This window comes from Vibrio sp. LaRot3, from assembly GCF_027587025.1.
Taxonomy (GTDB): domain Bacteria; phylum Pseudomonadota; class Gammaproteobacteria; order Enterobacterales; family Vibrionaceae; genus Vibrio.
Map to the genome: position 1 here is coordinate 176,038 of NZ_JAPPTI010000002.1, position 26,388 is coordinate 202,425.

The window sequence follows — 26,388 nt, forward strand, 5'->3', positions numbered from 1 at the left end:
GGCGACAATCTACTGACTTTCTTTCTGTTCCAATTGAGCTTTATGTGCAGCCAGTTCTTTGCACCAATACGCAGGGTTCCCGTAATAATCGACAAAGTAATCGATGAATGCTCTTACTTTGGGGGCGACCATTCTCGAACTAGGGTAAACCGCCCAAATTGCAGTATCCGATGCAAGAGGGTAATCACGCAGAACTAACGCAAGTTGACCCTGTTTGACCTTCTTATAGGCAAACCATGCCGGTATGACTGTTAAACCAAGGCCATTGATGGCTGCTTCACGCATCGCGTCTGCGTTATCGGTTCTAAACGGGCCAGATGTTTTCACACTGAGCTTTTCCCCTTTGTCGTAAAAGTCCCATACATCCATACCCATTAGGCTGAGACAGTGATGATTGGCGAGATCTTTGGGGTGTTGAGGTTCACCATGTTGTTTTAGATACTCAGGCGAGGCACACACAAAGCGGTGATCAGAAGTCAGCTTACGCGCGATTAACGTTGAGTCTTTTAATTCTGCGTTTCGAATGGCAATATCAAAGCCGCCTTCAATCATGTCTACAACGGAATCAGAGAACCGAAAATCGACGGTTAACTTGGGGTATAAATCCATAAAGCCTTTTAGCGCAGGCATCAGATGTAAACGACCAAATGCAGCAGGAGCAGCGACTCTTAATGTTCCGGTTGGCTGAGAATCACCAACACCAATGGCATCACGAGCAGCATCAACACTGGCAAGTACTTCTTCTGCATGAGGTAAAAATGCTTCACCCTCTTCAGTGAGTGAGACTTTACGTGTGGTTCGATGAACTAAACGAACCCCTAAGCCTTCTTCCAATTTATTAATGTGTGCACTGGCAACGGCGGGGGAGATACCTAGTTCTTGTCCAGCCATACTGATGTTGTGTGTTTTAGATAAACGCACAAACAGTTTCAAATGCTCGATATTCATGTATTTTCAATAAGATGTTGATAATTGGTTTGATTATGGTTTATGTCAGCGACCTAATCAATGCAAATGATGGTAATCAAGGTTGATGCGTGAAGTGTAATTAAACGATGTGATTATAAATTCATCAGATGATGGTCTAAATTAATAAGTGAAATATGTAAAAAGGAGCGCTTATGTTAGGTGAAAATCATTCATTGATTCATGAATTCCCAGAGATGGAAACAACCATTCAAAATCTCGCCTCGTCTGACAGCACATTCGCGGCTGACATGAAGCAATACAACAGCCTGGACAAAGAAATTCGAGTTTTGGAATTGAGGGGTGGTCCAATCGCTGATGAAGCGATGAATCAGCTAAAGCATAACCGTGCTGAACTTAAAGACTCCTTATACAAACGCGTGATAGCGGTAAAATAGCTAGGCAATACTGCATAACATGACCCCAATAGGCAGTATGTCGTTGGGGTTATGCTTATTAAAAGGCACATTCGTTCTTGTTTCTATTGTTGATTTTATCAACAGATAGTAGAATTTACGGGATTTCGAGGGTTAGGGTAAATGACATAATGGTCAAAAGTGGCTGGTTGGCGGGTATATTGTTAGTAGCGGCAGTTTCTGCTGCTGTTTATATTGAGGTATCTCAGCCGCAATATATCTCTGACTTATCGGTTCAAGATGCCGAGAAAGGTTTCGACCCGTTGGACGAACTCGAAACTTCAGATTATGGGTTGGCTTTGATTGACTTAATGGGCCAACTGCGATCGTCACCCGATCAATTTCTGCAAACACTAGAGAAAATTGATGCTCAATACCCCCGAGAAAAGTCCCTGACGGAGCAAGCGTTCCGATTAACGCTGCTTAAGTATCACGCATTTTTGCAAAACAACAACTCGGACCAAAATGCTTACCATCAACAACTGACCATGATGGCTAAAAAGCACAACATGAAATGGTTGGAGATGGAGTTGTTGGTCGATGATGCCATTAGCGATGTACGCTACGGAAGAAGTCATCAAGGGCTTGAAACGATTACTAAGGCGATTGAGTTAGCGAAAGGGCTAAACGCAACTTACATCTTACCTAAGGCGTACAATACGGCGGGCGTTCTTAGCAATGCCAACAATCAACTACTCGAAGCGCAGCGCTATTTTTTGCTTGGTATCGAAGCGTCAAAACATACCCGAAAAACCTCTTTTAGTGCTTCAATCCACAATAATTTAGGGTTGCTCTATCTGCATATTGAAAACTGGGACAAAGTACTCGAATACATAAAACAAGCGGAAAGACTGAGCCTTGAATCCAAGCTAAATAACAATCGTGCCATGCACATTATTTATCTCAATCAGTCCCATATTTACAATAAGCTTGGTGAAGTCGAAAAGGCGAATCAAGCGTTCGAAAAGTCGCTGCCCTATTATGAAGCAGTCAATATGGCGCCACGACATAATCTCATACACTTGAAGTCTAGCTCAGATCTCGCGCTACTTCGAGATGACTTTATTGCTGCTGAAAAGTACGCGATGGCGTGTATCAATTATCCAGATTCAAAATCGCTTCCGCTTGAGTATGGTCAATGTGTTTTGTTGCTATCTAGGGCTCAGTTAAGTTTAGGTAAGCCTCTAGCCGCGCTCAAAAGTGTAGAAAGTAGCATTCACATTTTTAAGTCGGCCGAGCAAAGCCGCTGGTTGGTGAGAGCGTACAAACATAACGCGTTAGTGTTTGAAAAGTTGGGCGAATCGCATCGTGCGCTAGAAATGTACAAGAAGTACTACAATCAAGATAAGCAACAACTGTTGACCAAGGTGTACGATTTAGAGCACTCATTTGCAACTCAAGGTATTCAACAAGAGCGTGACTTATTAGATGTGCAGAACCAATTGGCGAGAGCGAAATTAAGTAAAGAGAAATTGCGTTTTCAGATGGCATGCTTATGGGGGGCGTTGGCGATTGTCGTTTTATTTACCTTACTCAAGCGTACCAACAAAGTTCACTCTAAAAACCTAGAGCTCGAAACGCTATCCAATGTCGATCAGCTTACTGGGCTGAACAATCGTCGTTACTATCAACAACAGCTGAAACAGCCAACGGCTATTGATGAAAGTTGTGAATATCACTTAGTGTTATTTGATTTAGATAACTTTAAAGCGGTAAATGATATTTATGGGCATGATGTGGGTGATGAAGTGCTGATCGAAGCCGCGCAACGATTTAAGCAGTTTATCGCTGACGAAGAACTGCTTATTCGCTGGGGCGGGGAAGAGTTTCTTATGCTGCTCAAGCATCAGCACAATATCTTTGAGCATGTTGAAGCGGTTCGTAGAGCGATGAGTGCGACACCAATTCATACTCAAGCGGGTGAATTGGTGATGACAGCCTCAATAGGCATTAGTCAAAGTGCGCTACCAAAAGATCTCGCCAGCAGTGATGATTATTTCCGTAAGGCGGATCAAAACTTATACGAAGCAAAACGCTCAGGCAAAAACCAAACGGTAATGAGTGACTAAGCCCAAACGAACCGTTTGGGCTAATGCCTTAGCTAGCAATTCTCGTCGAGGCATCTCCAGTATGCCAGAGCTGATGATAGGTCGGGCTGCTATTGAGAAGCTCTGTATGTTTACCTTGTGCAGTGACCGTTCCATTTTCAATCAGATAAATTTTATCGACATCAATGATGGTATTGAGTCGGTGCGCCACTGAAATGACCGTTTTATCGGCACACAGTTTTTTCAACGTAGTAATCACATGTTGTTGCAAGTGACGATCAAGCGCAGAGGTCGCCTCATCCAGCAGAACAATAGGCGCTTGGTGGAGAATGGCTCGCGCAATGCTTAACCGTTGTCTCTCACCACCAGAAAGTTGGCTACCGTTTTCACCAATCTCACTGTCGATACCTAGCGGTAATCGCTTCACTAAGTCCGCGAGTCCGGCTGCATAAATCGCTTCTTCGATTTGTTGAGTAGACGCGTTTTGATTCGCAATGAGTAAGTTGTCACGCAGTGTCCCTGCGAGCAGCTGAATATCTTGTGTCACATACGAAATATTGCGATAAAGATTACTCGTACCCATCCGGTTTAGGTTAATGCCGCCAATAGAGACTTCGCCTTGGCTAGGCTGGTGGAACGCCGCAATTAAATGCAAGATGCTCGATTTTCCTGCTCCGCTTGGCCCAACCAAAGCGATGTGCTGGCCTTGATTTACGGAGATATTTATCGATTTGAGTATCTGTTGCTGATCAATGGATAGGGTTACGTCATTAAGTTGAACGTTGAATAGACTCGGCATTTCGCCTTGTTGATTTTGTTGTGGGGCTTTTGCGAGGTCGTGCAATCGATGTGCAGCATTAACAAAGTATCGCAATAGGGCTGAGAACATTGTAAGCCGTGCGAACGGACGAATACATGCCACGGTGGTTAAACTTACGGCTAACCACTCAGCGGAAGAGAGCAGCCCATAGCTCACCATTAAACCGGCTAAAGCCATGATTGTAGGTAAGCTCATCTCAAGAATGAATGTTGCTAATAGCACACCGGTACCACCCGCCCATTCAACCCCTAAACCGGATTCTTTTACTTCTTCAATAGTGTCTGATAATGGCTGAGCGAGTTGTTCTGCTTTACCAAAGCTTTTCAACATCGGCAAGCAAGCAACATATTCAAGGACTTGGTTGGCACTGACTTTGTTGTGATGGTCATATTGTTGTGATGCGATACGAAATCGCTTTTCGGCGATAATCAGAATAGTGACGGCCAAAACGATAAAGCAGAGCATGGTGGCCGCTAGGGGAATAGACACCGTTGCGACCAATACGAGCATTGCCAAAGGAATCACCCACGCGGAAGCGAACTCAGCCACTAAGTGACTAAAGATATCTTCAAACAGTTTTAAATCGGTCGTGACCAGTTTCATCCGTTCGCCAAGCCCTTTACCGATAAGTTGTGACAGGGGTTGTTTGCGAATATCTGACAGCAACTGACCACGCAAGTGGTGGGTAATGTGATAAGCGCCAATGAAGCTTTGTTTTGCGGTTTGACCGATCCACCATTGTAGGGCAATGACGCCAAGCGCGATCGAAAGCATCAGCAAAAGGCTAATTGACGTTTGAGAAAGGATGTATGTGAATAGCATTATCCACATGACCACAGTAAGTAGCTCTGTCGCCATTTTACCTAGTATACCAATCCAAAATAGACGCGTTTTTGCTCCGCTGTGTTTAAGCAAAAATAGAATCTTATCCATGACATTCCTCCATTAATGCGCCTTGTTTAATCGTCCATTTTTGGTCGTATTGTGAAACGGCATGGTTGCGATGGTTGATGATTAATTGAATTTGTTGAGGGGCGAAGTCACGCAATGCACTTAATACTTGCTGTTCTGTTGTGGTGTCTAAGTGTGCAGTGGCCTCATCTAAAATTAGCACTGGTGTTTTTGCTACCATTGCTCGCACAATAGCTAAGCGCTGCATTTCACCACCACTAAAACTTCGTTTTGTTTCACCGATGTCAGTATCGAGTTGATTTGGGAGTTCGGAAACGAGCTTATCAAGTTTCAGCAAACTCAGGATATGCCAAAGTTCACTCAACTCTGTAGAGGGTCTAGCGAGCAATAGATTCTGCTTGAGTGAGCCTTTAAAGAACTGAGTATGTTGGCTGACTAGTGAAACGTATTGGGAGCGTTGTTTGTCGGTCAGCGTTTTTACCGATTGTTCGTTAATAAACCAATCGCCGTTAGTTGTGTCGAGTAAACCCGACAAAGCTTCAACGAGTGAGCTCTTGCCGCTTCCGGACTCGCCTTGAATATAGACGCGTTGCCCGGGTTCAATTTGACTATTAATGTGACTAAGAATATTTCGCTCGCCACGATCAATACAAATATCTCGGCAACTCAAGCTTTGTAACGCTTCGTTGAAAGAGATTATTTGCGGTTGATCTTCGCCCTTTGCCGAAGGCTCTCCAAATAGAGGAAGCATACGATTAATCGCAATTGAAGATTGCTGCACTTGCCCCATGATTTGCGTGAGGTCGAGCCATGGCTTGAGCAAGCCGGCGGTAATCGCAGAGACCATGGTAAGCTCTGCAAGATTCATAGAACCGCTTATTGTGAAATAGATAGCAAATGGAACGATGAGTATGAAGGACGCTTGGGCTATGGTGACAAAACTTACCCAACCCGTGATCATTTGTGCCGTATAAGCATTGACTAGTTTGTTGTGGCGACGCATTGATGTATACAGTTTTCGATAAGATTCAGCATCAACCCCAAAGAGCTTCATTACGCCGATGCTGCGTAAAAACTCTAATTGGGCAGAGTGCATTGCAGCAACGATAGTATTGTATTTCTCATGTCTACCAGCGAACCCGCGCATAAGTAGCGTTTGAATTACTATTGCAAAAGGTAACGGTAAAAAGGCGATGATTCCGATTCGCCAGTCTATGTAGAACAATAGCCCGGTTAATAGAACTGGCATCAATAAACCATTAATAACATCAGTGCCATGGTGCGCGATTAGCGGTTCAAGTTGCTGGCAATCGGCATTGATTCGCTTCTCTAAATCAGCTCGGTGAAATTTGTGCAACTGCTGAGCAGGCATGCGCGCCAAAGCCCATACAATGTGCTGTCTGACTCGCTGCATAATATGATAAGCGACGAGGTGAGCTTGCCACACCGCCATTAAATAGAAGCTATAGCGAAGTATAATGAACAGCGCAACCAAGCTGATCAGCCCATAAATAGGTTGCTGGTTTAACACGGCTTGAGCCGTAAGGAAAATACTGAGCCATAGAGCGAATTCAACAACCGAGGTGATGACGGCGGCGGAAACGGAAAGAGCAAGTCGACGAGGTTCACTACGTAACATGGCAGAGAAGGCTTGAGCCTTAGTCATCGAATGATGGAGATGCATACAATATCCTTATACAGAAAAGAATAAGGCGTATTTAGATTCAACCGACAAAGTTAGATTTTTCGCAGTTAGGTGCAATCGAATGTGTTGACGGTCGCGCGAGAAATACGCCGCCGATATTGTCTGCTTAGTAGAGATTAGTGGCTGCCAAATTCGGGAAATTTCCAATCACTATCGGGAATTTAGTGCTCGAAATTGCTTAGGTGTGACGCCGTAATATTGTTTAAACACCTTGGTAAAGTAGCTATTTGATTGGTAACCCATGTTTAAAGCAATCTCGGTGATATTCTGTTGGGAGGTTTCCAGTTTTTGCTTGGCCAAAGCAATGCGATAGTTCTGAACCCACTTTGCCACACCGACACCAAGCTCTTGTTTAAAAGCTCGTTTCAAATAGCAATCATTGGTCGCTAGTTGGCGAGATAGAGTGCTAATGGTCCAATTCTTTTCAGGTGACTGTTCAACTAGCGCACATGCACGTTGGCTTAATGTTAAGCGGGGTTGTTGAGTCATGGCTAATGCCAATATTTCAAACATCTTCCCATGTAGCCATAGCTTTCTGGCTTCTCCTTGAATTTGGCATTGCCATACAGACGATACGACAGACAGTAATTGCCCACTCAATGGCATTTGCCAACCCTGTGCGAAGCTACCTATGGGTTTGAGTTGCTCAGTGTTAGGTTGGGCTATCAAAGAACGACCTAATCGATCGTTGAAAGGAAAAAAGAAACGGATGGCTTGCAACAAGCCGCCTTTGGGCACGACGAAACGATCTTCAATTCTTTGGTCGGGTATTAAAGTTGCAATGAATAGCTGTTGTAGTGAAGCGGAAGGGTACTCGGGATAGCTTAAGCTATGCGCATCATTACGACCCATGACACTGATATAACACCCTTCAGTAACTGGGTCATTAAGCACAACTTGATCGCTGGCCTTGCAGTTAATGATTTGCACGCGGCATTGCCCATTAAGGTCAAGTTGATCGCATTGACCTTGAAGGTGAGGGTGCTGCTCAATCATGTTAGCCAGAATGTCCATTAACGTTGCTCCAAATGGCATCGCCCAAAGATTGATAATCATTATCATTGCTTCGATTTATAAATCAATGTTTGCAGGATAAATAAAGGCGCTATACCTGAGGTAAGCGCCTTATCTTAGATCTAAATAACACCTTGGTCGTTCAGGTTAGAACTTGTAGTCAACCACTAGGCCAACCATTTGTGGATCGCCAATTTCAACTAAGTCACGTTTGTGGCGCAGGATGTAAGTCTCATCACCAACGTTTTTCACATAACCATGTACAGACAGATTCTCGCTTTCGTAACCTACGCTGAGGTTATAAACCGTGTAATCGCCCGCTACATATTCTTGAGTATTGGCTAAATCAGTGTAGTACTCGGACACGTGGTTCATGCGTGCTCCAAAGTACAAACCTGAATCAAAGTATTTCGTAAATCCAAGGCCTGCGGAGAATTCAGGCGCGTAGCTTAGTTCATTACCCGTTAAATCACCGGTACGGCGTTCACTTACGTTTGATGGCGCTTGTTTGATTTCAGTATTGAGCAAACCAACGAAGGCGAACACATCAAGGCCAGAATCGAAATAGTAGTTGGTTTCAAACTCGGCACCATAGGTTTGGCTATCAGGAATATTGGCTACGTAATTGTCTAAGCCGCTATTACTTTCACCGTAAACCAGTGTTTGATAGTTTTCGTAATCGTTAAAGAACAGAGTTGCGGCAAGGTTTAGCTTACGATCGAGTACTGCTGTTCTAGCCCCTAATTCATAGGTCCACACTTCTTCTTGATCAAAGACAAATAGCTCTTGCTTGTACTCGTTGTATCCAACACCACCAGCGTTATAACCCTTTCGAGCAGTTAACGAGAAGGTGGTAACATCAGACGGTTGAATCATCGCCCCAATTTTCGGTAGGAAGATTGAGTTTGTTTCGTCTGATACAAAGTCGAGAGGCCAACGGAAGTGGTCGAAGTTACGCTCTAAGTTTTCACGTTCATAACGGCCACCAAACAGTAGGCTAAAGGTATCGGTTAAGCCAATGCGAGAATCAAAGTAGATGGCGTCTGTTTTTACGTTATCTAAGCGGCTTTGGTCATTAAGCAATGATTCTTGTTTTTTATCGATGCTGACTAAACCACCGACCACACTGTAGCGATCATCAACAGAGTTGTAAGATAACTTCGCTTCAGCAGTGTAGGTACGTTCCTCAATATCACCAAACCAGTCATCTGGATCAGGGTAGGAGATAAATGAAGTGTCATAGTCGCGGCGAGCAATGAGTACATCGGCTTGCAGTTGATCGCTAAACACATAGTTGACGTCTAAGTTTACATTCCAACTATCGGTGTTCTGACGACGAGTACGACCATCGCGGTTGGCGCGTTCGTCGATAGGCTGAGTAACCAGATTGGTGTACTGACCCTCCTCACTGCGTGATGCAACGGTCAGCTTTGCTGTCAATGCATCCAAACTGGCTGGCTTGAATAATAGTTTTCCGCGCACATTGAAGGATTCTAACTCTGATGGTTCCCAAGGGTATTCATCGTTAGTAATGCTGTATTCGATCGGTGTATTACCTTTTGTGCCTTCGGCTGCGATACGAAAAGCCAGTACATCATCAACGATAGGGGCAGAAACCATACCGGCCAAATGTGTCTTGCCATCTTCGGTTTCATAGCCTGCTCGTAGGCGACTTTCTGTGTAGAAGGTTGGATCTTTGGTCTTAATCACCACCGCACCGGCAATACTGTTGCGGCCTTGGTTGGTTGATTGTGGGCCTTTGAAAATCTCCACTTGCTCGGTATCCCAAAGCCCTGCCTTACCGAATGATTCGCCGGTCCACGATTCAGAAACGCCATCAACAGTCGTGTTTACGCGTGGTGTACCGCCAATCATGTAAGAAAGGAAACCGTCGGCAGGGCCACGGCCATCAACCCCACGGATATGAGGCTGCCCGATGGGGCGGTAAGCACGTTTGCTGAGCGGTCTAATAGGTCGAAGTAATTCCGGTTTTCACCGTTGTCGACTTCATCCGTAAAAATAGTCACTGCGCTGGTGGTATCTTGCAGCGAACCACCAAGTTTTTCACCCGTTACGATGATGGTTTCGTCGGCATTTTGTGTTGTTGGCTCATTGGCCATAGCAAAAGAAGAGGTACCAAAAACGGCAAAGCCGATCAAAGTAGCGAGTCGAGTAGGCTTAAAAATGACCTTACTTTTATCCATGAAAGTCATGAGAATTTCCCTTAATAATCAATGGTTCTTATTTGGCTATTTATTGTTAACGCGCCAAAAATGCTAATGAGAATAATTACTAAACGCAAACAAAATATCGAAAAAATAGCATTTAGAGTAAAAACACCCTAAAACAGGTGTAAATCTAGAATAAGACTTATGATAGATGAGCAAAATCCCATAACTGTTAGGGAGTTATGGCAAATCTTAACGAGAGTAAAAGTAGAGTTTGGTGTGAGTAAAAAATGAGGTTGGTATGAATTTTAGCAAAAAAAATACCCGCAAAAAGCGGGTATTTTATTCAACAGAAAGTTGTTCGATTAGCCAAGAATTTCTTGTGCTGTTTCTACTACGTTTTCTTTAGTGAAGCCGAACATCTTGAATAGCTCACCTGCTGGCGCAGATTCACCGAATGTCGTCATACCGATGATGCGACCATCGAAGCCTACATACTTGTACCAGAAGTCAGCGATGCCCGCTTCAATCGCGATACGTGCCGTTACATCCGATGGTAGGACCGCTTCACGGTAAGCGGCGTCTTGCTTGTCGAATGCATCGGTTGATGGCATTGAAACAACACGTACTGCTTTGCCTTGTGCTGTTAGCTCTGCTGCTGCTTCTACTGCTAGCTCAACTTCAGAACCTGTCGCGATTAGGATTAGCTCAGGTTTACCTGCGCAGTCTTTCAGGATGTAACCACCCTTAGCGACGTTTGCTAGCTGCTCTGCATCACGCTCTTGCTGTGCAAGATTTTGACGAGAGAAGATAAGTGCTGTTGGTGCATCTTTACGTTCGATAGCCAGTTTCCATGCAACGGCTGACTCAACTTGGTCACATGGACGCCATGTGCTCATGTTTGGTGTCATACGTAGAGAAGCGATTTGCTCTACTGGTTGGTGAGTAGGGCCATCTTCGCCAAGACCGATGGAATCGTGCGTGTAAACTTGGATGTTCTGAATCTTCATCAGAGCAGCCATGCGCATAGCGTTACGAGCGTATTCCATAAACATTAGGAAAGTTGCACCGTAAGGAACGAAACCGCCGTGTAGTGCGATACCGTTCATGATCGCTGTCATACCAAATTCACGTACACCGTAGTGAATGTAGTTACCAGAGAAGTCACTTGCTTCTAGAGATTTAGAACCAGACCACATAGTCAAGTTAGAAGGCGCTAGGTCAGCAGAACCACCCATGAATTCTGGCAAGATAGCACCGAACGCTTCTAGTGCGTTTTGAGACGCTTTACGTGATGCAATGTTTGCAGGGTTAGCTTGAAGATCCGCGATGATTTGCGTTGCTTTTGCTTCCCATTCAGCTGGTAGGTCACCGTTTACTCGGCGTTTGAACTCGGCTGCAAGCTCTGGATGTGCTGCTTCATAAGCTGCAAGTTTCTCGTTCCACGCTGCTTCCTTAGCTGCGCCTGCTTCTTGCGCAGACCACTCTGCATAGACTTCCTGCGGAATTTCAAAAGGACCGTGCTCCCAACCTAGTTGTTTACGTGTAGCTGCAATTTCTTCAGCGCCTAGTGGTGCACCGTGACAGTCGTGCGAACCAGATTTGTTTGGCGAACCGAAGCCGATGATGGTTTTAGTACAGATTAGCGTAGGGCGAGGATCTGCTTTCGCTGCTTCAATAGCGGCATTGATTGCTGCTGAATCATGGCCATCTACTGCTGGAATTACGTGCCAGCCGTAAGCTTCAAAACGCTTAGGGGTATCGTCAGAGAACCAACCCTCAACTTCACCATCAATAGAGATGCCGTTGTCATCCCAGAATGCGATAAGTTTACCTAGACCAAGCGTACCCGCTAGAGAACATGCTTCGTGTGAGATACCTTCCATTAGACAGCCATCACCCATGAAAACATAAGTGAAGTGGTCAACGATATCGTGGTCTTCGCGGTTGAACTGCGCGGCTAGCGCTTTTTCAGCCATCGCTATACCAACAGCGTTTGTGATACCTTGACCTAGTGGGCCAGTTGTTGTTTCAACGCCCGGTGCATAACCGTACTCTGGGTGACCCGGAGTTTTAGAATGCAGTTGACGGAAGTTCTTTAGATCGTCGATTGATAGCTCGTAACCGCTTAGGTGCAGTAGAGAGTAAATTAGCATAGAGCCGTGGCCGTTAGAAAGAACGAAACGGTCGCGGTCTGCCCACTCTGGGTTAGATGGGTTGTGGTTTAGGTGTGAACGCCAAAGAACCTCAGCGATGTCAGCCATGCCCATAGGTGCGCCAGGGTGGCCAGAGTTAGCTTGTTGTACGCCGTCCATGCTTAGAGCACGGATTGCATTCGCTAGATGTTTACGATCCATAATGTTTTACCAGTATAAAATTACTTCAAAGGATATTAAGAGGGGAACGCAATCGTTCCCCTTAAATTAGAATTTTTGGATTACAGCTTAGCTGCGATCATCTCTTCAAGTTTACCTTGGTCAATCGCGAAGTTGCGGATACCTTCAGCAAGCTTCTCAACCGCCATTGCGTCTTGGTTATGATCCCATAGGAACTCTGCGTGAGTCATTGCTGCTGGACGCTCTTGCGCGCCTTTAGAGTCAACAAGCTTCTCAACGACTTCACCTTCCGCTGCTTCTAGCTCAGCAAGTAGCGCTGGAGCGATAGTTAGACGGTCACAACCTGCTAGCTCAAGAATTTCACCGATGTTACGGAAGCTTGCGCCCATAACTACAGTGTTGTAGCCGTATGCTTTGTAGTAGTCGTAGATTTTAGATACAGATAGAACGCCTGGATCTTCTGCTGCTTCAAAATCACGACCTTCTTTTGCTTTGTACCAGTCCATTATACGGCCAACGAATGGTGAAATTAGGAATACGCCTGCTTCAGCACATGCACGAGCCTGAGCGAAAGAGAATAGAAGCGTAAGGTTACAGTTGATGCCTTCTTTTTCTAGGATTTCAGCTGCGCGGATACCTTCCCAAGTTGACGCTAGTTTGATCAGGATGCGGTCGTTTGCGATGCCAGCATCGTTGTACATTTTCATTAGCTGACGAGCTTTCGCTACGCTGCCTTCTGTATCGTAAGAAAGACGAGCATCTACTTCTGTAGAAATACGACCTGGGATAGTGGTTAGGATTTCTTTACCAATGTTTACAGCAAGCATGTCACAAGCGTCTTGTACTTGTTGTGCTTTATCACTGCTTTGCGCTTTTGCGTACTCAATCGCTTGGTCGATTAGTGGTGCGTACTCTTCAATTTGAGCAGCTTTAAGAATAAGAGATGGGTTCGTTGTTGCATCTTCTGGCTGGTATTTTTTGATTGCATCAATTTCACCAGTATCAGCTACTACAGTAGTCAGTTTACGAAGTTGCTCTAATTTATTGCTCATAATCGATCATCCTATTGTCACGGCGTGTTCGCTTTTAGTAGGGGTAACGAACACATTTGCAAGCGAGTTAGCGGAAAGCTCATCTATAAATCTAGACTCTCACCATCCACTAACGAAAAACTTTTTACCGATAGTCGCAATGTAATGAACATTTGCTCTATCGTTGAGTAAATGATGGGTTCATATTTATCTGATTGGCGCTCAAAGTCAATTATCAAAGCGCCATTTAAGTGATGCTCATCAACATTATTTTTGTGTTCTTGGCCGTGAACTGTTGGTTAACCGTTTGCCCTTGCAAGATAGGCGCTGCGACTCAATTTATCTGATTGAAATTTGCACTGAGAAAATGTCATGTGCGTGAGCAAAAGTTGCATTTAAATGAGCTTGTGACATATGCTAGGTCAATGAGCGGATGTTCACTTATCTGCTACTATTTGGGCGTTTTTCAAATTAATACAGTGTAAACCTAGGTGACTATGGCGAATCCAAAGCAAGAACCAACACTCGATAGTGCTGATCTCCTGACCGAAATCTCGGTGGCTTATTATCAAGACGGGGCGACTCAAGAGGAGATCTCAAAGAAGTTCTCTATCTCTAGGGCAAAAGTCGGTCGCTTATTAAAGCAGGCGCGTGATGAAGGCATCGTAGAAATTACCGTAAAGTATCACCCAGTATTCAGTGCCAAAATCGAGCAACGTCTTATTGAAAGATTTGGTGTAAAGCGGGCTTTGGTTGCGTTAGACCAACCCAATGAAGAGGCCCAGCGTCAGCAAGTGGCTGGTTTAGTCTCGCATTATCTTGCCGCAACCATTAAATCTGGTGACGTTGTCACTGTTGGGCAGGGGCGAAATGTCTCTGCTGTTGCTCACCATGTTGGGGTAATTACTCCACGCGATTGTAAGTTTGTGTGCAGCATCGGTGGTATTCACCCAAGAGGTGGCATGTTTAACGCCGATCATATTTGTCGACAGTTCGCCAAGAATTATGGTGGCACGTCAGAAACGCTTTATGCGCCAGCGTATGCTGAAAACCGCGAGCAAAAGTTAGCCTTTATGCAAAATACCACCATCAAGCAAACCTTGGACTCAGCGCGTAAAGCTGATGTCGCGTTGGTCGGTATCGGTGATATGAGCGAGAACAGCTACATGGTGGACTTAGGTTGGTTTACCGCTGACGAAGTGGTGCAATCTCGCCTACAGCAAGGAGTTGTGGGTGACTTTGCTGGCTATGACTTCTTTGATATTCACGGTAATGCCGCTAATACAGTAATGAGCGACCGAGTCATTGGCCTCGGTATTGATGAATTTAAACCTATTTCACAAGTGATCGCTATCGCAGCAGAAAACAGCAAGCCATTAGCGCTACTGGGTGCTTTGCGCACTGGAGCAATAGATGTCATCGCTACAAGCGTAAGTAATGCTCTAACGGTACTTAACCTTGATGAGCAGATGAAATAGGGAAAGAGCTACCCACAATGGTTTATTGTGGGTAGCTCTAGTCTAAATTGATTTAGAGATTAAGTCGGATTTAAGTAGACCACCCTTAGTTAGTAACTTGGCCGAAAAGTTAGGATGTCGCCGAGCTTTAAATGCCGTAAGGATTTTTTGTAGTCCCGCTGCTTCAAGCAGGGATATATTTATATCAGTGTCCATATCGGCTGCGTCTATAAATGCCTCTGAAAAAGCCGGTGCGACGATCAATACTTGCGCGACTCTATGACCATTTGACTCGCACCTTTTAACATAGGCTTTTACTTGTCTCGAAGTGTTAGCGTATTTCGCGAACTCACCATTTTTGAAGGATTTTGCTTCGCCAATTATTACGTCTTCGTTCTCGAGAGAAATAATGATGTCCGCTTTATCTCTTGAAGTGTTGATTTCTTTACGTAAATCTTCGTCGACATTAAGGCCAAGTTGCTCAAAGATGCTACGAGTTACTTCTTCAAATTTTGCACCTAAATCGGCTTCTCGAATATCAATGCCTGCTGTGTGCAAGCCAGCGAGGTCTCTAGCGGCGAGTAGGTGGTAATTCTCAATGAGCCTGTCGTTTGCAGAGGCAAAGCTTTCTATTATCTGAGTGCGAATTGATACATTTGAACGTTTGGACAATCCCATATCGTTTCGAATCAAACGAACCTCGTCATTCGTGTATAGATAAAGAATATCAGTAGGCGTGACACTTAGGTTTTTTAGACGTTCTGGGTCGAGAGACTCTTTGGCTTCAATTTCAAAATCTCTGCGTATACGCTCTTCAACACTTGGGACAGTTTCACTTAGAGCGATCAATAAATCGTTATACCCGCTTACACTTAGCGTACTAAACTCGCTATCCTGAGCATTCTTCAAGTATTGAATAAGTACATCTATGCGATCTTGTAGGCGCGTTCCTATTCTCGATATATCGAGGTCCATTTCTTCTATTAAGTTTTTAACGCGTTCCTTGCGTTGGTTTTGAGTGGCGTCTTCATTGTGTAGGTCAACGGCAAGTATGTTACGAATTGAAAGTCCCGAATGAACGATACAAGATATTTTTTCTGCTCTAGAAACGCCTCGAATCTTTTGGCCGTGGTTTTTTAGTATATTCGATAGTTCAGCGTCGCTTAGAGAGCGCAGTATCCTCAAACCAAATTTATCATGAAGCTCTTTTCCGGAAATTGAATGAAGCATCTCAACGACTTCATCTGCAATGATCACTTCTTGGCGGCGGCGATTCACGAAAATCACGCCATGTTCACGCAGAAACTCTAGTGCGCTTTCGATTCCTAACTCGGGAATCGGGTCGATGCCATGTTCGATTGCTAATACCTCTTCGCGAGACAACCCGAGTTTGTCAGCCAAAGTATTTAAAATGGAACGTTCATCTTCTGATATTTTGGCTGCACGGTTTGTTTTTGTATCATTAAAATAAGCGGTTTTAAGGCAATCGCGATAGATAACTAACTTAGAGGTTCTGTTGAATGAACCAGACTCCTCTTCGTCTAATTCATCGAATAAGGTGTTACTCAGTTGATCAATTTTCTTGAACTCGTTTTGGTACAAGGTTTCAAGCCAGTTTATCGAAGCGATACTGTTTCCATCACGAGACAAAATATTGGTAAGTAACGTCACTTGAGGGGAACTCATCGAGAGTTGTTCGTTAAGGTGCTTGTAATAGTGAGGCTTGAGAAGCCTAAACAGTTGGGTTATTTCGTTACCTGAAGCTGATTTAAGTTGACCTTCAATTCTGTCTAGGTGTTCAGAGAGTTTGGGCACATCTTGTGTGACCTGGCAAAGCTTGTCTAAGCAATTTACAAACTTTGAACGCTCCATTTGATTTGTATGTCCGAGAACCTGATTTAACTTCATAACGTTTCCCCGTGCTTTGCGTATAAATTTCATACTAACAAACAAAATAAAATCCGGTATATGAAGATATTCAATTTGTTGAATTGCGCACAGGTTGAATATTTACGGTTACATGATTTCTAACCGTGGAGTAACAAAAAAGCAAACTGAATCTGCTAACGGAAGAGCAATGACGTTTTCCGTTAGTTTTTTTTGCCGATAAGAATAATATTATATTTGTTATTTAGAGACTAAGATTAGTCCCGTACAGTTTTCGCTGAACGGGACTGTATTCAAAAACTAAAAACGTGAATACGAAACAGAAGTGAAGGCGTTAAGGTATCCGTGGTTGATCTCAAGGCCGTCGATGATCACTGGTGTTGGTAACTCAGTTTTTTCCTCTCGCTTAATATTATCTAGCTGGTGATAGATAAATTCTGCCGCCACTTTAAATGCGGTTTCAGACAGCTGATAGTATTTCTCTCTATCGTTAGCGAGAATGAGTTCTTCACTATGAAGCTTAGAGTCCGCTTCTGAGTTATCAAATTGAACGTAGTATTTAAGCGTATCGAGAGAGTTGTCTTTTGGATCGACAATGATGATGTCGAACTCGTAGATTAACTGTAACCAACTACCAATCAACGAGCTGACTGGGTTGACGTAATGGTTCCAGCTAATAGATACATTGAGTTCGTTAGTATTGTTGTTAGGGTAGAGCTGTAGCGAGCCATCAGCAAAGTTTAGATTGACCTTATCCCATTGCTTGAACGGCTGTTTTGAAAAGCTGTCATGAAAGTCTTTTTCTAATTTTTCATTGTTGGCATTTATGCCGATTTCCTTACGATATTCTTCAACTGCTTTCATTTCCGCTTCAATCAAAGCACCAACAATTGCGCCGCCAATAGCTCCACCAACCGATGCTGTTGCATCGCCGCTAAAAGTGTTTTGTAGCGCTACCGGAGTGCTATTTTTCGCTAGCTCATTCATCAGTGCTGGGTCTGCGTAATAACTGTTGATCCCTTTGTTAGCATCTTGCCCTTGTTTGAATAGGTAGAGGTTAATCTCTTGGGCGTTAGTCGACGCACTTTCAAACTCGGGTATTCGGTTGGCACAACCCACAAGTAATGTGGTGAAAAGAACGAAGAATAATCTCACGGCATGTTCCTTAATAGATTGGATTTTATAAAAAAGACTGATGTTTCGAGAGATATTTAAAGGAATTTAATATTAAACTCAGTAATGAACGAACAAAAATGAGAGTTATATTTTATAAATTGCTGATTTAGTGTTGGTATTTAACATTTTGAAATGATTTTTCTGTTTTTGTATTGTGTCGATGGAGCTGAATAGAAAACGTAAAGCCACCTAATCCCCAGTATTAGATGGCATAAATAAGAAAAGTGTAATTAGGTTATGAGGTCTCAATTGGCAAAGTTTTGTTTGTGCCCCAATCAGTCCACGAACCATCGTAGACTTTGAGATTTTGATAGTCACAGATCAGAGCCGCAACCAACACTATGCAGGCCGTTACGCCAGAGCCACAGCTAAAGATATATTCTTGCTTGCTGTCATCGAGTAGACCTTGAAGAAGAGATGAAAGCTCTGCTTTAGATTTGAATCTGTGTTGTTCCATCAAGGTAGCAAAAGGAATACACACTGAATTTGGGATATGTCCACTGCGCACACCTTCTCTTGGTTCTGGCGTTTGAGCAAGGAAACGAGCCATCCCTCGGGCGTCAACAGTTAGGCTGTTTGCGTTATCGATGGCTTGCTGAACGTAGTGAGAATCGACAAACCAATCGCTGTTTAGTTGGCCGTTAAAGTCACCTTTACTTACTTTCTTGTATTCATTTGTTGTCACAAACCCACATAGTTTCCACTCTGTTAGGCCACCATCAAGAATGTAACTCTGTTTATGGCCCATCGCTTGTAGCATGGCCCAAGCACGAGGAGAGGCAAATGTTCCGCTATTGTCGTAAACAACAATAGTTGATTGGTTGTTGATACCGATGGATTGCGCGAGTCGATTGAAGCGCTCCTCACTTGGCATCATGTGGGGTAGGTGAGAGTCAGGGTCACAAAAGACGTTGTCATAATCGAAGCGAATTGAGTTCGGAATTAGATTGATTTTATCTTTCGGTGATTCAGCAGGGATTTGAAAATCGATACTGGCATCGAGTAACACTAGATTGTCGTCGTTAATGTGTTCAAAGAGCCATTGAGCGGTGATAAGTGGGTTCACGTTATATCCTTATTGGAATTTGAGCAGGCTGACTATTGGCATGAAATAAAGCGATAGTTGGTCTTACCGAACAAATCTGTTTCTACATCTACGGTGGTTTGCTTGGCATCTTCGCAGCGGTCAGCTATTGGAGCAGAGATAACCGCGGTTTCGCTATTGTCTAATTGCACGGTAAGAAAGCGGCGATGACCATCAAGTGATTGAGTGAGTGTTGAGGTGATGATGTTGAAAGTGCGTTGCTCTTTTACGGTGTGCTGCAGGCTGATTAAGCCTACCAGCACAACAATTGAAAGCAGAAATGCACTGACGAATACTTTTGGGTTATCCATAACCTTAAAATCCTCGATGAGTTATTTGCAGGTTGGGCAGTTGGCCATCTTCATCAACTTCATTTCACGCCAAGACATGGTTAATGCATCTAAAATCAATATCTTGCCTTGTTTAGGCTGACCATAGTTGGCGATCACTTTAATGGCTTCCATTGCCTGTACCGCCCCAATAATACCAACAACAGGGGCCATCACGCCTGCTTCCACACAGCTTAGCGCGCCATTGCCAAATAGAGAGCTTAAACACTCATAGCATGGCTCTGTTGGATCTTGATAGCCAAAGACACTCACTTGACCTTCCATGCGGATCGCAGCGCCTGACACAAGAGGAACTTTAGCCGCAAAGCATAGGCGGTTTAACTGATTACGAGTATCAACGTTATCACTGGCATCAAGCACTAAAGAGTGCTGCTTAATTGATGCCAACAGTTCTTCATCATCTAAACGACGGTCAATCGTCTCGACGACGAGATGTGGGTTAAGCGCACGCAAAGACTCTGCGGCAGAATCCACTTTCTTTATACCGATATCTTTATCTTGATGAAGCACTTGCCGCTGCAGGTTTGACAGCTCAACAATGTCGTCATCGATTAAGGTCAGCTTACCAACCCCAGCGGTAGCGAGATATTGGCTTGACGCGCAGCCTAATCCGCCCGCGCCAAGAATCAAAATCGAACTTTGTTTGAGCGCTTCTTGACCGTCAAAATCAAACTGTTTGAGAATGATTTGACGGTTGTAACGCAGCATCTCTTGGTCAGATAGAATCTCCAACGTTCGCGCTCCTAGTACAAAGTAGAATTAAACAGTTGGATTTGAACCGTTTCACCGACTTCTACGCGGCCACGCTCTCGTTCCAGAACCACGAAACAGTTAGCAAGACTCATGGAGCGGAATGCGCCTGAGCTCTGGTTACCTGTCGTTTCAACGACAAATTGTCCATTCTCGATAGAGTAGATACCACGTTGATAATCGGTTCTGCCTGGTGCTTTTTTGAATGCGGTACGGGTTGTCGCAGGGATAGATTCAGGCTGTTTCCATTCGGTATGACCTGCAAGCTTTGCTAACATAGGTTGAACGAGTACATACATGGTCAAAACCGCTGAAACAGGGTTGCCCGGTAAACCGCAGAACCATGCATTTTCAAGCGCGCCGAACGCAAAAGGTTTGCCCGGTTTAATCGCCAGTTTCCAGAAACCGATCTCACCTAGCTCTTCTAAAATGTCTTTGGTGTAGTCGGCTTCACCCACACTGACACCGCCAGAGGTCACCACCACATCAGCAACTTGCTGCGCTTGCTCAAAGGTTTGTTTTAGTGTGTCAGGACAGTCTGGAATTATGCCTAGGTCGATAGGCTCGCAACCGAAGTTTTCAATCAGAGGCTTAATACCATAGCGGTTACTGTCGTAAATCTGACCTGCTTCTAACGGTTCACCAAGGGATTTAAGCTCGTCACCCGTTGAGAAAAAGGCCACTTTAGGTTTGCGAATTACAGCAACATGACTGATGCCCAATGAGGCAATCATCGGGATATCTCGCGGGGTTAAGCGCGATCCTTTTGCCAGAACAATATCACCTTGCTTGATGTCATCACCCGTTGGGCGAATGTTGTTTTGTGGTTTAACGTCAGTTTGGTTAAACACAATACCCGCAACGGTCACTTCGGTGTTTTCTTGCATGATGACTGCATCACAACCCTGCGGGATTTGTGCGCCAGTCATAATACGAATGCAGGTCGCTTGTGGCCATTCACCTTCGAAAGGTTGACCAGCAAAAGACTTACCCGCAAGAGGCAGAACATTTGATTGCTCAAGGTCTGCAATACGAATGGCGTAGCCATCCATTGCTGAGTTATCAAATGGCGGCACGAAAATTGGAGATAGAACGTCTTCAGCTAAAACAAAGCCTAACGCCTCGGCAAGCGGCAATTGTAAAGTGGCTTCAATTGGTTGGATGCGCGATAGCATTTTGTCCATCGCTTGTTCGATTGGCATTAAGCCAGGAGCGTCACAGCAACCCATGATAGTTTCCTAATTATAATTTTTGGCAACTTTAGCATAATTTTAGTCGAGACTACATTTCAGGTTTACACCTGCAGCGCCCGTAAAATAAAGCCATTCTTAAAATATGGGTGTAATTATTCAAAAATCCGAGTATCCTTGTCAGCCATCCGAAAGGGGTATTTGAGAGGAATTGGAATGTCAGCTCTTAGCGAATCAGCTCTGTTAGTAAAAGATGCGCTCGAATCTCGCGGACTAGAAACACCAATGGTGCCTAGTGAATTTTCACGCGAAGAGAAAAAGGAAAAAATTCAACACCACATGAGAGAGATTCTCTCGTTGCTGGAATTGGATCTGACAGACGATAGTCTAGAGGAAACACCACATCGCATCGCTAAGATGTATGTGGATGAGATTTTCTCAGGTTTGGATTATTCGAACTTCCCGAAAATCACCGTCATTGAGAACAAGATGAATGTCAGCGAGATGGTTCGCGTGAAAGACATCACTTTAACCAGTACGTGTGAACACCACCTTGTAACGATTGATGGTAAAGCTGCCGTGGCTTACATTCCACGCGGTAAGATTATCGGCCTTTCGAAGATTAATCGAATCGTGCGTTTCTTCTCGCAGCGTCCACAAGTTCAAGAACGTTTGACTCAGCAAATTTTAGTAGCGTTGCAAACATTACTTGAATCAGATGATGTGGCGGTAACCATTGACGCAACTCACTACTGCGTGAAATCGCGTGGTGTGATGGATGCAACCAGTGAGACAACAACGACGGCACTGGGTGGCATCTTCAAATCGAACCCAGCAACGCGAGCGGAGTTTCTGCACGGTTTGCGTTAATCATCAGCGTTTAGGCTTGATGTAAAGACTGGATGAATAACAAATTAAATGAAACCGCTTCAAACGAGGCGGTTTTTTGCTTTATCTGAACTGGGCGACATGGCGTAGATAGGCTATCTTTCAGCCAGCAATAGGATAAAGCCATAAAGTGAGAAAAACTTGTGACGAACTCTTTTAATACTCTTCCACTGCGTAACGAACTGATCGGTACGCTAGATTCGCTAGGCTATAGTGAAATGACGCCAATCCAAGCGCAGAGCCTACCGCTAGTGCTGCAAGGTAAAGACGTAATTGGTCAGGGCAAAACAGGCTCTGGTAAAACCGCTGCTTTCTCTCTTGCATTGCTGAGTAATTTAAACGTAAAGCGTTTTCGTGTGCAGTCTTTGGTGCTGTGTCCAACTCGTGAACTGGCCGACCAAGTCGCGAAAGAAATTCGTACTCTCGCTCGCGGCATTCATAATATTAAAGTGCTGACTTTATGTGGTGGTACGCCAATGGGGCCACAAATTGGTTCTCTTGAGCATGGTGCGCACATTCTTGTTGGTACGCCGGGTCGTATCCTTGACCACTTGGACAAAGGCCGTATCAATCTTGCCGAGCTAAACACGCTAGTGTTGGATGAAGCTGACCGCATGCTTGAAATGGGTTTCCAAGATGCCCTAGATGCGATCATCGCTGAAGCGCCAAAGCAACGTCAAACACTTCTGTTTAGTGCGACATTCCCTAAACAGATTGAAAGCATTGCGGGTCGTATTATGCAATCACCGGAAATGGTGAAGGTAGAATCAACCCATCAAACGAGCACGATCACTCAATCTTTCTTTAAGTTAGATAGCACTGAGCAACGTGATGATGCACTAGAAGCACTGTTACTTAAATATCAGCCACAATCGAGCGTTGTGTTCTGTAACACCAAGAAAGAAGTGATGAACGTAGCCGATGAGCTAGCACACCGTGGATTTAGTGTGGTCGAACTGCAAGGCGATATGGAGCAGCGCGAGCGTGATCAAGCGTTAACTATGTTCGCTAACAAGAGTATTTCAATTTTAGTGGCAACGGATGTAGCAGCGCGTGGTTTGGATGTAGAAAACTTGGATGCGGTGTTTAACTTTGAGCTTTCTCGTGATCCAGAAGTTCACGTTCACCGTATCGGTCGTACTGGCCGCGCGGGTGCTAAGGGCCACGCATTTAGCTTCTATGGCGAAAAAGATGGCTACCGCATTGCGTTAATCGAAGAGTACATGGACATTGAAGTGAGCGCAGCAGAACTGCCTGAAAAAGGCAATCAACAGCCATTTACTTCGCCAATGACCACGATTCAAATCTTAGGCGGTAAAAAAGCTAAAGTTCGCGCCGGTGATATTCTAGGTGCATTGACTAAGCAAGCTGGCATTGAAGGTAAGCGCATTGGTAAAATCAACATCATGCCGATGGTGTCTTACGTAGCGGTAGAAAATGACGTTGCGAAAGTGGCTTTAAAGCAACTACAAAACGGTAAGATGAAAGGTAAAGCGTTTAAAGCACGCATCATGAAGTAACCTTGCATTTACCAGCATCAATTAGCAAGCGCCGCCCATTTGGGCGGCGCTTTTGTTTGGGTTAGAGATGCATTATCCGCAGCAACTGCAATTGCGTTTGTACTTGCTCATTTTACCGATCCCCGGGTTAAAGGTATTAGTAGGGTCGAGTGAGTGGTAGAACTCTTGTAATTGATTTTCGGCTTCGTATAGGTGACCGACGTTATGCTCTGCCGGGTATTTCGCGCCTTTTTCCGTGAGAAGTTTTAGCATTTGCTTCTTCACTTCTTTGGTGTTGGTGCCTTTTTTAAAGATGTAGTCTTGGTGGAACACGTGGCACATGTAATGTCCGTAGTAGAGTCCCATCACCATTTGGTCAGTGATCTCTTTAGGTAGCTTTTCTACCCAATCAATATCGTTGCGTCGCAAAGCAATATCGAGCGCCAGAATATCTTCGACCTCATTCTTATGGATGGTTTCATAGCGAATGGCTGCACCCGCCGCTGCAAAGCGGTGTAGCAGGGCTTTTTTACCTTCGTTAGCGGTACATTCAAAGTAATCCGTGTCAGGGAGATTTTTCCAAGTGGATTGTAAATACTCTTGTGCCTCTTTGATGCCTCCGTCACTCATTTTAAGGATCAAGTGATGTTCATACTTGTCGCGGTAACGAAGCATGCGTTCAGGAAGATGCTGTGGGAACAACTTGCTGAAGTAATACATCATGATATCGGGCAGATCTTTTGATACCAGAGGGATGCGCTTTAGTACTGATTCAACTTTAGCTTTGAAGGCAAAGAACTTAGGTAGATTATCGGTGCCAAGATGTTGAATAGATAAGAACACGTCTTTGCCATATGTCTCAGCTAAGTTGAAAATGTCGCGATGCATGTACTCGCCCATTTCTGGCAGGTTCTCAAACTTTTTAAGCATGTCACGACGCAGCATAGCCAATTGGTCTGGGTCGTTACAGCCGATATAGAACAATTGTTCCTTTTCAGGAATAGGGTAGCTATCAACGCGAACCGCGAATACTGCCAGTTTGCCCGCACAGCCACTGGCTTCAAATAGGCGACGAGAATCGGCATTGAATCGTGATGGTGTGTCAGCATCAACGTCACGCACGCGCGCATCATATTCTCTGTCTGATGCCATCGCGTCAGTATGTTGAATCTTGTTAAGGTCGAAGTTGCCTTGCTCTACGTTGGTTAAGATCTCTTCTGGTGTCTCTCCTAAACCATCAATCCCTAAATGGTTGACCAACTCCAGTTTGCCTTCTTTGGTGACTTGGCCAAACAGTGCGAGCTCAGTATAAGCCGGGCCTCTCTTAACTAAAGCACCGCCAGAGTTATTCGCGATGCCACCAACGACAGTCGCGCCAATAGAAGACGAGCCAATCACGGAGTGTGGTGCGCGATTGACGGTCTTTAGCGTTTTGTCTAGTTGGTGAAGGCTGACACCGGGTAGGCTGACAATTTGTTTGCCGCCATCAAGTAGGTGTAATGTCTTCATGCGAGTGATATTAATGATGACCACTTCTCGATCATAATCATCGCCGCTCGGTGCTGAACCCTCGGTTAGGCCAGTCTTCGCCGCTTGCATAATGATGATGCAGTTTGCGTCTACGGCGGCTTGCAATAAGCGCCACTGCTCAACAAGTGTCGAAGGGAAAAGGACGGCGAGTGCTTTGCCTTGCCCAGAACGAAAACCAGAACGGTAATATTCAGTTTTGCTTTCCTGAGTTAACACATTGTCTGATCCAACAATGCTTATAAACTTAGTTATTAACTCCTGATTATTCATGGGCTTCCCTTTGTTTCGAGTAATGTTTTTGTTATGCAATCTTTGGTTTACAGTCTAATAACATTTGGGTGGCTATACTAGAGACTGATCAGAGCAAGATGCATCTCTCATCGAGTTAAGTTTCATTTTCTTAGGTTTAGTTGTTTATTATTCAATGGTTTATGGTGCGGTGTTTTATGTTTGATATTCCTTAAATCAAATTCACTATTTCCAAAACTGACATAATAGAACGGTTTTTTAGTTGCGTTAGTTGTTAAATCTAAGTGATCATTGTCACATTGAGAAAGTGATTCAAACGGCGCGCGTATCAACTTCTCATCACTTATCATTTCATACCAAGGTTGATGTTTTTTACCAATTAGCGGGTTTAAGTTGTCTATGGATTTGGCATTGCTGGAGGCATGATGGATAACTTCCCAACACCCCGTCATATCATTAGACGCGGAAACTACCCATATTTGTATAAGATCACCAAAGACTACTTACATCAGACAGATTGGAAACTCGAACAGCCATTTCTGTCACGTTGGTTGGAGATAAGTTGTGATGGCTGGATTCGAGTCAAAGCTAACGAAAGCGGTTATGCGTGGGATGGTTGTACACCGAAGTTCAGCCTATTTAACATTGCGATTGTAGGTATTCCCGATGGGCATGTGGATTATCGTACCATGCAGCCTTATACCTACCATGCGTCGTTAGTTCACGACGCTCTGTATCAATATCTCGACTCGGTGCCAATCTCTAAACGAGAAATTGATAACTTGTTTTTACAAATGTTAGGGGACTTTAAGCTACGTCACCTTTATCACTGGGGTGTGAGTATGTTTGGTGGGCTTGGCGTGAAACAACACGGGCTGGTGGATAAACCAAATGAGGAGCCTTAAAGGCTCC

The 26,388-nt window shown here is 44.4% G+C and carries 21 protein-coding genes; 6 read left to right on the plus strand and 15 right to left on the minus strand.

The features are described from left to right. Positions 1-9: 9 nt before the first annotated feature. A complete protein-coding gene (locus tag OH461_RS07510; protein ID WP_270020014.1) occupies positions 10-948 on the minus strand; it encodes a LysR family transcriptional regulator in 939 nt (312 codons plus the stop codon). A 173-nt stretch (positions 949-1,121) separates the two neighbouring features. Here OH461_RS07510 and OH461_RS07515 point away from each other — a divergent pair, with 173 nt between their 5' ends. Then, positions 1,122-1,364: a YdcH family protein gene (locus tag OH461_RS07515; RefSeq protein WP_270020015.1), complete on the plus strand. Its 243-nt coding sequence runs from the start codon at positions 1,122-1,124 to the stop codon at positions 1,362-1,364. 149 nt (positions 1,365-1,513) lie between these two features. Beyond that, positions 1,514-3,451, plus strand: a complete 1,938-nt coding sequence (locus OH461_RS07520; RefSeq protein WP_270020016.1) for a tetratricopeptide repeat-containing diguanylate cyclase — start codon at positions 1,514-1,516, stop codon at positions 3,449-3,451. A gap of 28 nt (positions 3,452-3,479) precedes the next feature. Here the strand turns inward: OH461_RS07520 and OH461_RS07525 are convergent, their stop codons facing one another. From OH461_RS07525 to tal, 7 genes are all read right to left on the minus strand, one after another. Then, positions 3,480-5,183: an ABC transporter ATP-binding protein gene (locus OH461_RS07525; RefSeq protein ID WP_270020017.1), complete on the minus strand. Its 1,704-nt coding sequence runs from the start codon at positions 5,181-5,183 to the stop codon at positions 3,480-3,482. Then, positions 5,176-6,846, minus strand: coding sequence for an ABC transporter ATP-binding protein (locus OH461_RS07530; protein ID WP_270020018.1), 1,671 nt, complete (start codon positions 6,844-6,846; stop codon positions 5,176-5,178). Before OH461_RS07530 ends, OH461_RS07525 begins: the two co-directional genes overlap by 8 nt. Positions 6,847-7,017: 171 nt before the next feature. Beyond that, the gene (locus OH461_RS07535; RefSeq protein WP_270020019.1) at positions 7,018-7,923 is read right to left on the minus strand and encodes a helix-turn-helix transcriptional regulator; all 906 of its coding nucleotides are present in this window, start codon (positions 7,921-7,923) and stop codon (positions 7,018-7,020) included. Between the two features lie 105 nt (positions 7,924-8,028). Next, entirely contained in the window at positions 8,029-9,756 is a 1,728-nt protein-coding gene (locus OH461_RS07540) for a TonB-dependent receptor (protein WP_270020020.1), read from the minus strand. Next, entirely contained in the window at positions 9,753-10,094 is a 342-nt protein-coding gene (locus OH461_RS07545; RefSeq protein ID WP_270020021.1) for a hypothetical protein, read from the minus strand. Before OH461_RS07545 ends, OH461_RS07540 begins: the two co-directional genes overlap by 4 nt. A 320-nt stretch (positions 10,095-10,414) precedes the next feature. After that, complete coding sequence (gene tkt, locus OH461_RS07550) at positions 10,415-12,406, minus strand: transketolase (RefSeq protein ID WP_270020022.1); 1,992 nt, start codon at positions 12,404-12,406, stop codon at positions 10,415-10,417. Between the two features lie 80 nt (positions 12,407-12,486). Then, positions 12,487-13,437, minus strand: coding sequence for a transaldolase (gene tal / locus OH461_RS07555; protein ID WP_270020023.1), 951 nt, complete (start codon positions 13,435-13,437; stop codon positions 12,487-12,489). A 476-nt stretch (positions 13,438-13,913) separates the two neighbouring features. Here tal and OH461_RS07560 point away from each other — a divergent pair, with 476 nt between their 5' ends. Then, complete coding sequence (locus OH461_RS07560; RefSeq protein WP_270020024.1) at positions 13,914-14,894, plus strand: sugar-binding transcriptional regulator; 981 nt, start codon at positions 13,914-13,916, stop codon at positions 14,892-14,894. Positions 14,895-14,936: 42 nt separating this feature from the next. On the opposite strand, the gene OH461_RS07565 is transcribed toward OH461_RS07560, so the two are convergent. The 6 genes from OH461_RS07565 to moeA all read right to left on the minus strand — a co-directional run bounded on the left by OH461_RS07565 (position 14,937) and on the right by moeA (position 21,349). After that, the gene (locus tag OH461_RS07565) at positions 14,937-16,826 is read right to left on the minus strand and encodes a hypothetical protein (RefSeq protein ID WP_270020025.1); all 1,890 of its coding nucleotides are present in this window, start codon (positions 16,824-16,826) and stop codon (positions 14,937-14,939) included. Between the two features lie 234 nt (positions 16,827-17,060). Further along, entirely contained in the window at positions 17,061-17,915 is an 855-nt protein-coding gene (locus OH461_RS07570; protein ID WP_270020026.1) for a hypothetical protein, read from the minus strand. 256 nt (positions 17,916-18,171) lie between these two features. Further along, the gene (locus OH461_RS07575; protein WP_270020027.1) at positions 18,172-19,002 is read right to left on the minus strand and encodes a sulfurtransferase; all 831 of its coding nucleotides are present in this window, start codon (positions 19,000-19,002) and stop codon (positions 18,172-18,174) included. A 32-nt stretch (positions 19,003-19,034) separates the two neighbouring features. Then, positions 19,035-19,331 carry a hypothetical protein gene (locus tag OH461_RS07580; RefSeq protein WP_270020028.1) on the minus strand — a complete coding sequence of 99 codons (297 nt, stop codon included), beginning with the start codon at positions 19,329-19,331 and terminating at the stop codon, positions 19,035-19,037. Positions 19,332-19,352: 21 nt separating this feature from the next. Then, complete coding sequence (moeB, locus tag OH461_RS07585; RefSeq protein WP_270020029.1) at positions 19,353-20,102, minus strand: molybdopterin-synthase adenylyltransferase MoeB; 750 nt, start codon at positions 20,100-20,102, stop codon at positions 19,353-19,355. Positions 20,103-20,113: 11 nt separating this feature from the next. Then, positions 20,114-21,349, minus strand: coding sequence for a molybdopterin molybdotransferase MoeA (moeA, locus tag OH461_RS07590; RefSeq protein ID WP_270020030.1), 1,236 nt, complete (start codon positions 21,347-21,349; stop codon positions 20,114-20,116). 177 nt (positions 21,350-21,526) lie between these two features. Here moeA and folE point away from each other — a divergent pair, with 177 nt between their 5' ends. Together folE and dbpA are read left to right on the plus strand one after the other, a co-directional pair. Beyond that, positions 21,527-22,180 carry a GTP cyclohydrolase I FolE gene (gene folE / locus OH461_RS07595; protein WP_270020031.1) on the plus strand — a complete coding sequence of 218 codons (654 nt, stop codon included), beginning with the start codon at positions 21,527-21,529 and terminating at the stop codon, positions 22,178-22,180. Between the two features lie 161 nt (positions 22,181-22,341). Next, positions 22,342-23,718, plus strand: coding sequence for an ATP-dependent RNA helicase DbpA (dbpA, locus tag OH461_RS07600; protein ID WP_270020032.1), 1,377 nt, complete (start codon positions 22,342-22,344; stop codon positions 23,716-23,718). Positions 23,719-23,790: 72 nt separating this feature from the next. Here the strand turns inward: dbpA and dld are convergent, their stop codons facing one another. Next, positions 23,791-25,497: a D-lactate dehydrogenase gene (gene dld, locus OH461_RS07605; protein ID WP_270020033.1), complete on the minus strand. Its 1,707-nt coding sequence runs from the start codon at positions 25,495-25,497 to the stop codon at positions 23,791-23,793. 401 nt (positions 25,498-25,898) lie between these two features. Between dld and OH461_RS07610 the strand changes: the two genes are divergently transcribed. Beyond that, complete coding sequence (locus OH461_RS07610) at positions 25,899-26,381, plus strand: hypothetical protein (protein WP_270020034.1); 483 nt, start codon at positions 25,899-25,901, stop codon at positions 26,379-26,381. Positions 26,382-26,388 lie beyond the last annotated feature (7 nt).

What these genes read in the sequence shown, in the direction of transcription:
- OH461_RS07510 (WP_270020014.1), bottom strand. Translation starts at nt 948, where the DNA reads ATGAATATCGAGCATTTGAAACTGTTTGTGCGTTTATCTAAAACACAC.
- OH461_RS07515 (WP_270020015.1), top strand. Translation starts at nt 1,122, where the DNA reads ATGTTAGGTGAAAATCATTCATTGATTCATGAATTCCCAGAGATGGAA.
- OH461_RS07520 (WP_270020016.1), top strand. Translation starts at nt 1,514, where the DNA reads ATGGTCAAAAGTGGCTGGTTGGCGGGTATATTGTTAGTAGCGGCAGTT.
- OH461_RS07525 (WP_270020017.1), bottom strand. Translation starts at nt 5,183, where the DNA reads ATGGATAAGATTCTATTTTTGCTTAAACACAGCGGAGCAAAAACGCGT.
- OH461_RS07530 (WP_270020018.1), bottom strand. Translation starts at nt 6,846, where the DNA reads ATGCATCTCCATCATTCGATGACTAAGGCTCAAGCCTTCTCTGCCATG.
- OH461_RS07535 (WP_270020019.1), bottom strand. Translation starts at nt 7,923, where the DNA reads ATGATTATCAATCTTTGGGCGATGCCATTTGGAGCAACGTTAATGGAC.
- OH461_RS07540 (WP_270020020.1), bottom strand. Translation starts at nt 9,756, where the DNA reads ATGATTGGCGGTACACCACGCGTAAACACGACTGTTGATGGCGTTTCT.
- OH461_RS07545 (WP_270020021.1), bottom strand. Translation starts at nt 10,094, where the DNA reads ATGACTTTCATGGATAAAAGTAAGGTCATTTTTAAGCCTACTCGACTC.
- tkt (WP_270020022.1), bottom strand. Translation starts at nt 12,406, where the DNA reads ATGGATCGTAAACATCTAGCGAATGCAATCCGTGCTCTAAGCATGGAC.
- tal (WP_270020023.1), bottom strand. Translation starts at nt 13,437, where the DNA reads ATGAGCAATAAATTAGAGCAACTTCGTAAACTGACTACTGTAGTAGCT.
- OH461_RS07560 (WP_270020024.1), top strand. Translation starts at nt 13,914, where the DNA reads ATGGCGAATCCAAAGCAAGAACCAACACTCGATAGTGCTGATCTCCTG.
- OH461_RS07580 (WP_270020028.1), bottom strand. Translation starts at nt 19,331, where the DNA reads ATGGATAACCCAAAAGTATTCGTCAGTGCATTTCTGCTTTCAATTGTT.
- moeA (WP_270020030.1), bottom strand. Translation starts at nt 21,349, where the DNA reads ATGGGTTGCTGTGACGCTCCTGGCTTAATGCCAATCGAACAAGCGATG.
- folE (WP_270020031.1), top strand. Translation starts at nt 21,527, where the DNA reads ATGTCAGCTCTTAGCGAATCAGCTCTGTTAGTAAAAGATGCGCTCGAA.
- dld (WP_270020033.1), bottom strand. Translation starts at nt 25,497, where the DNA reads ATGAATAATCAGGAGTTAATAACTAAGTTTATAAGCATTGTTGGATCA.
- OH461_RS07610 (WP_270020034.1), top strand. Translation starts at nt 25,899, where the DNA reads ATGATGGATAACTTCCCAACACCCCGTCATATCATTAGACGCGGAAAC.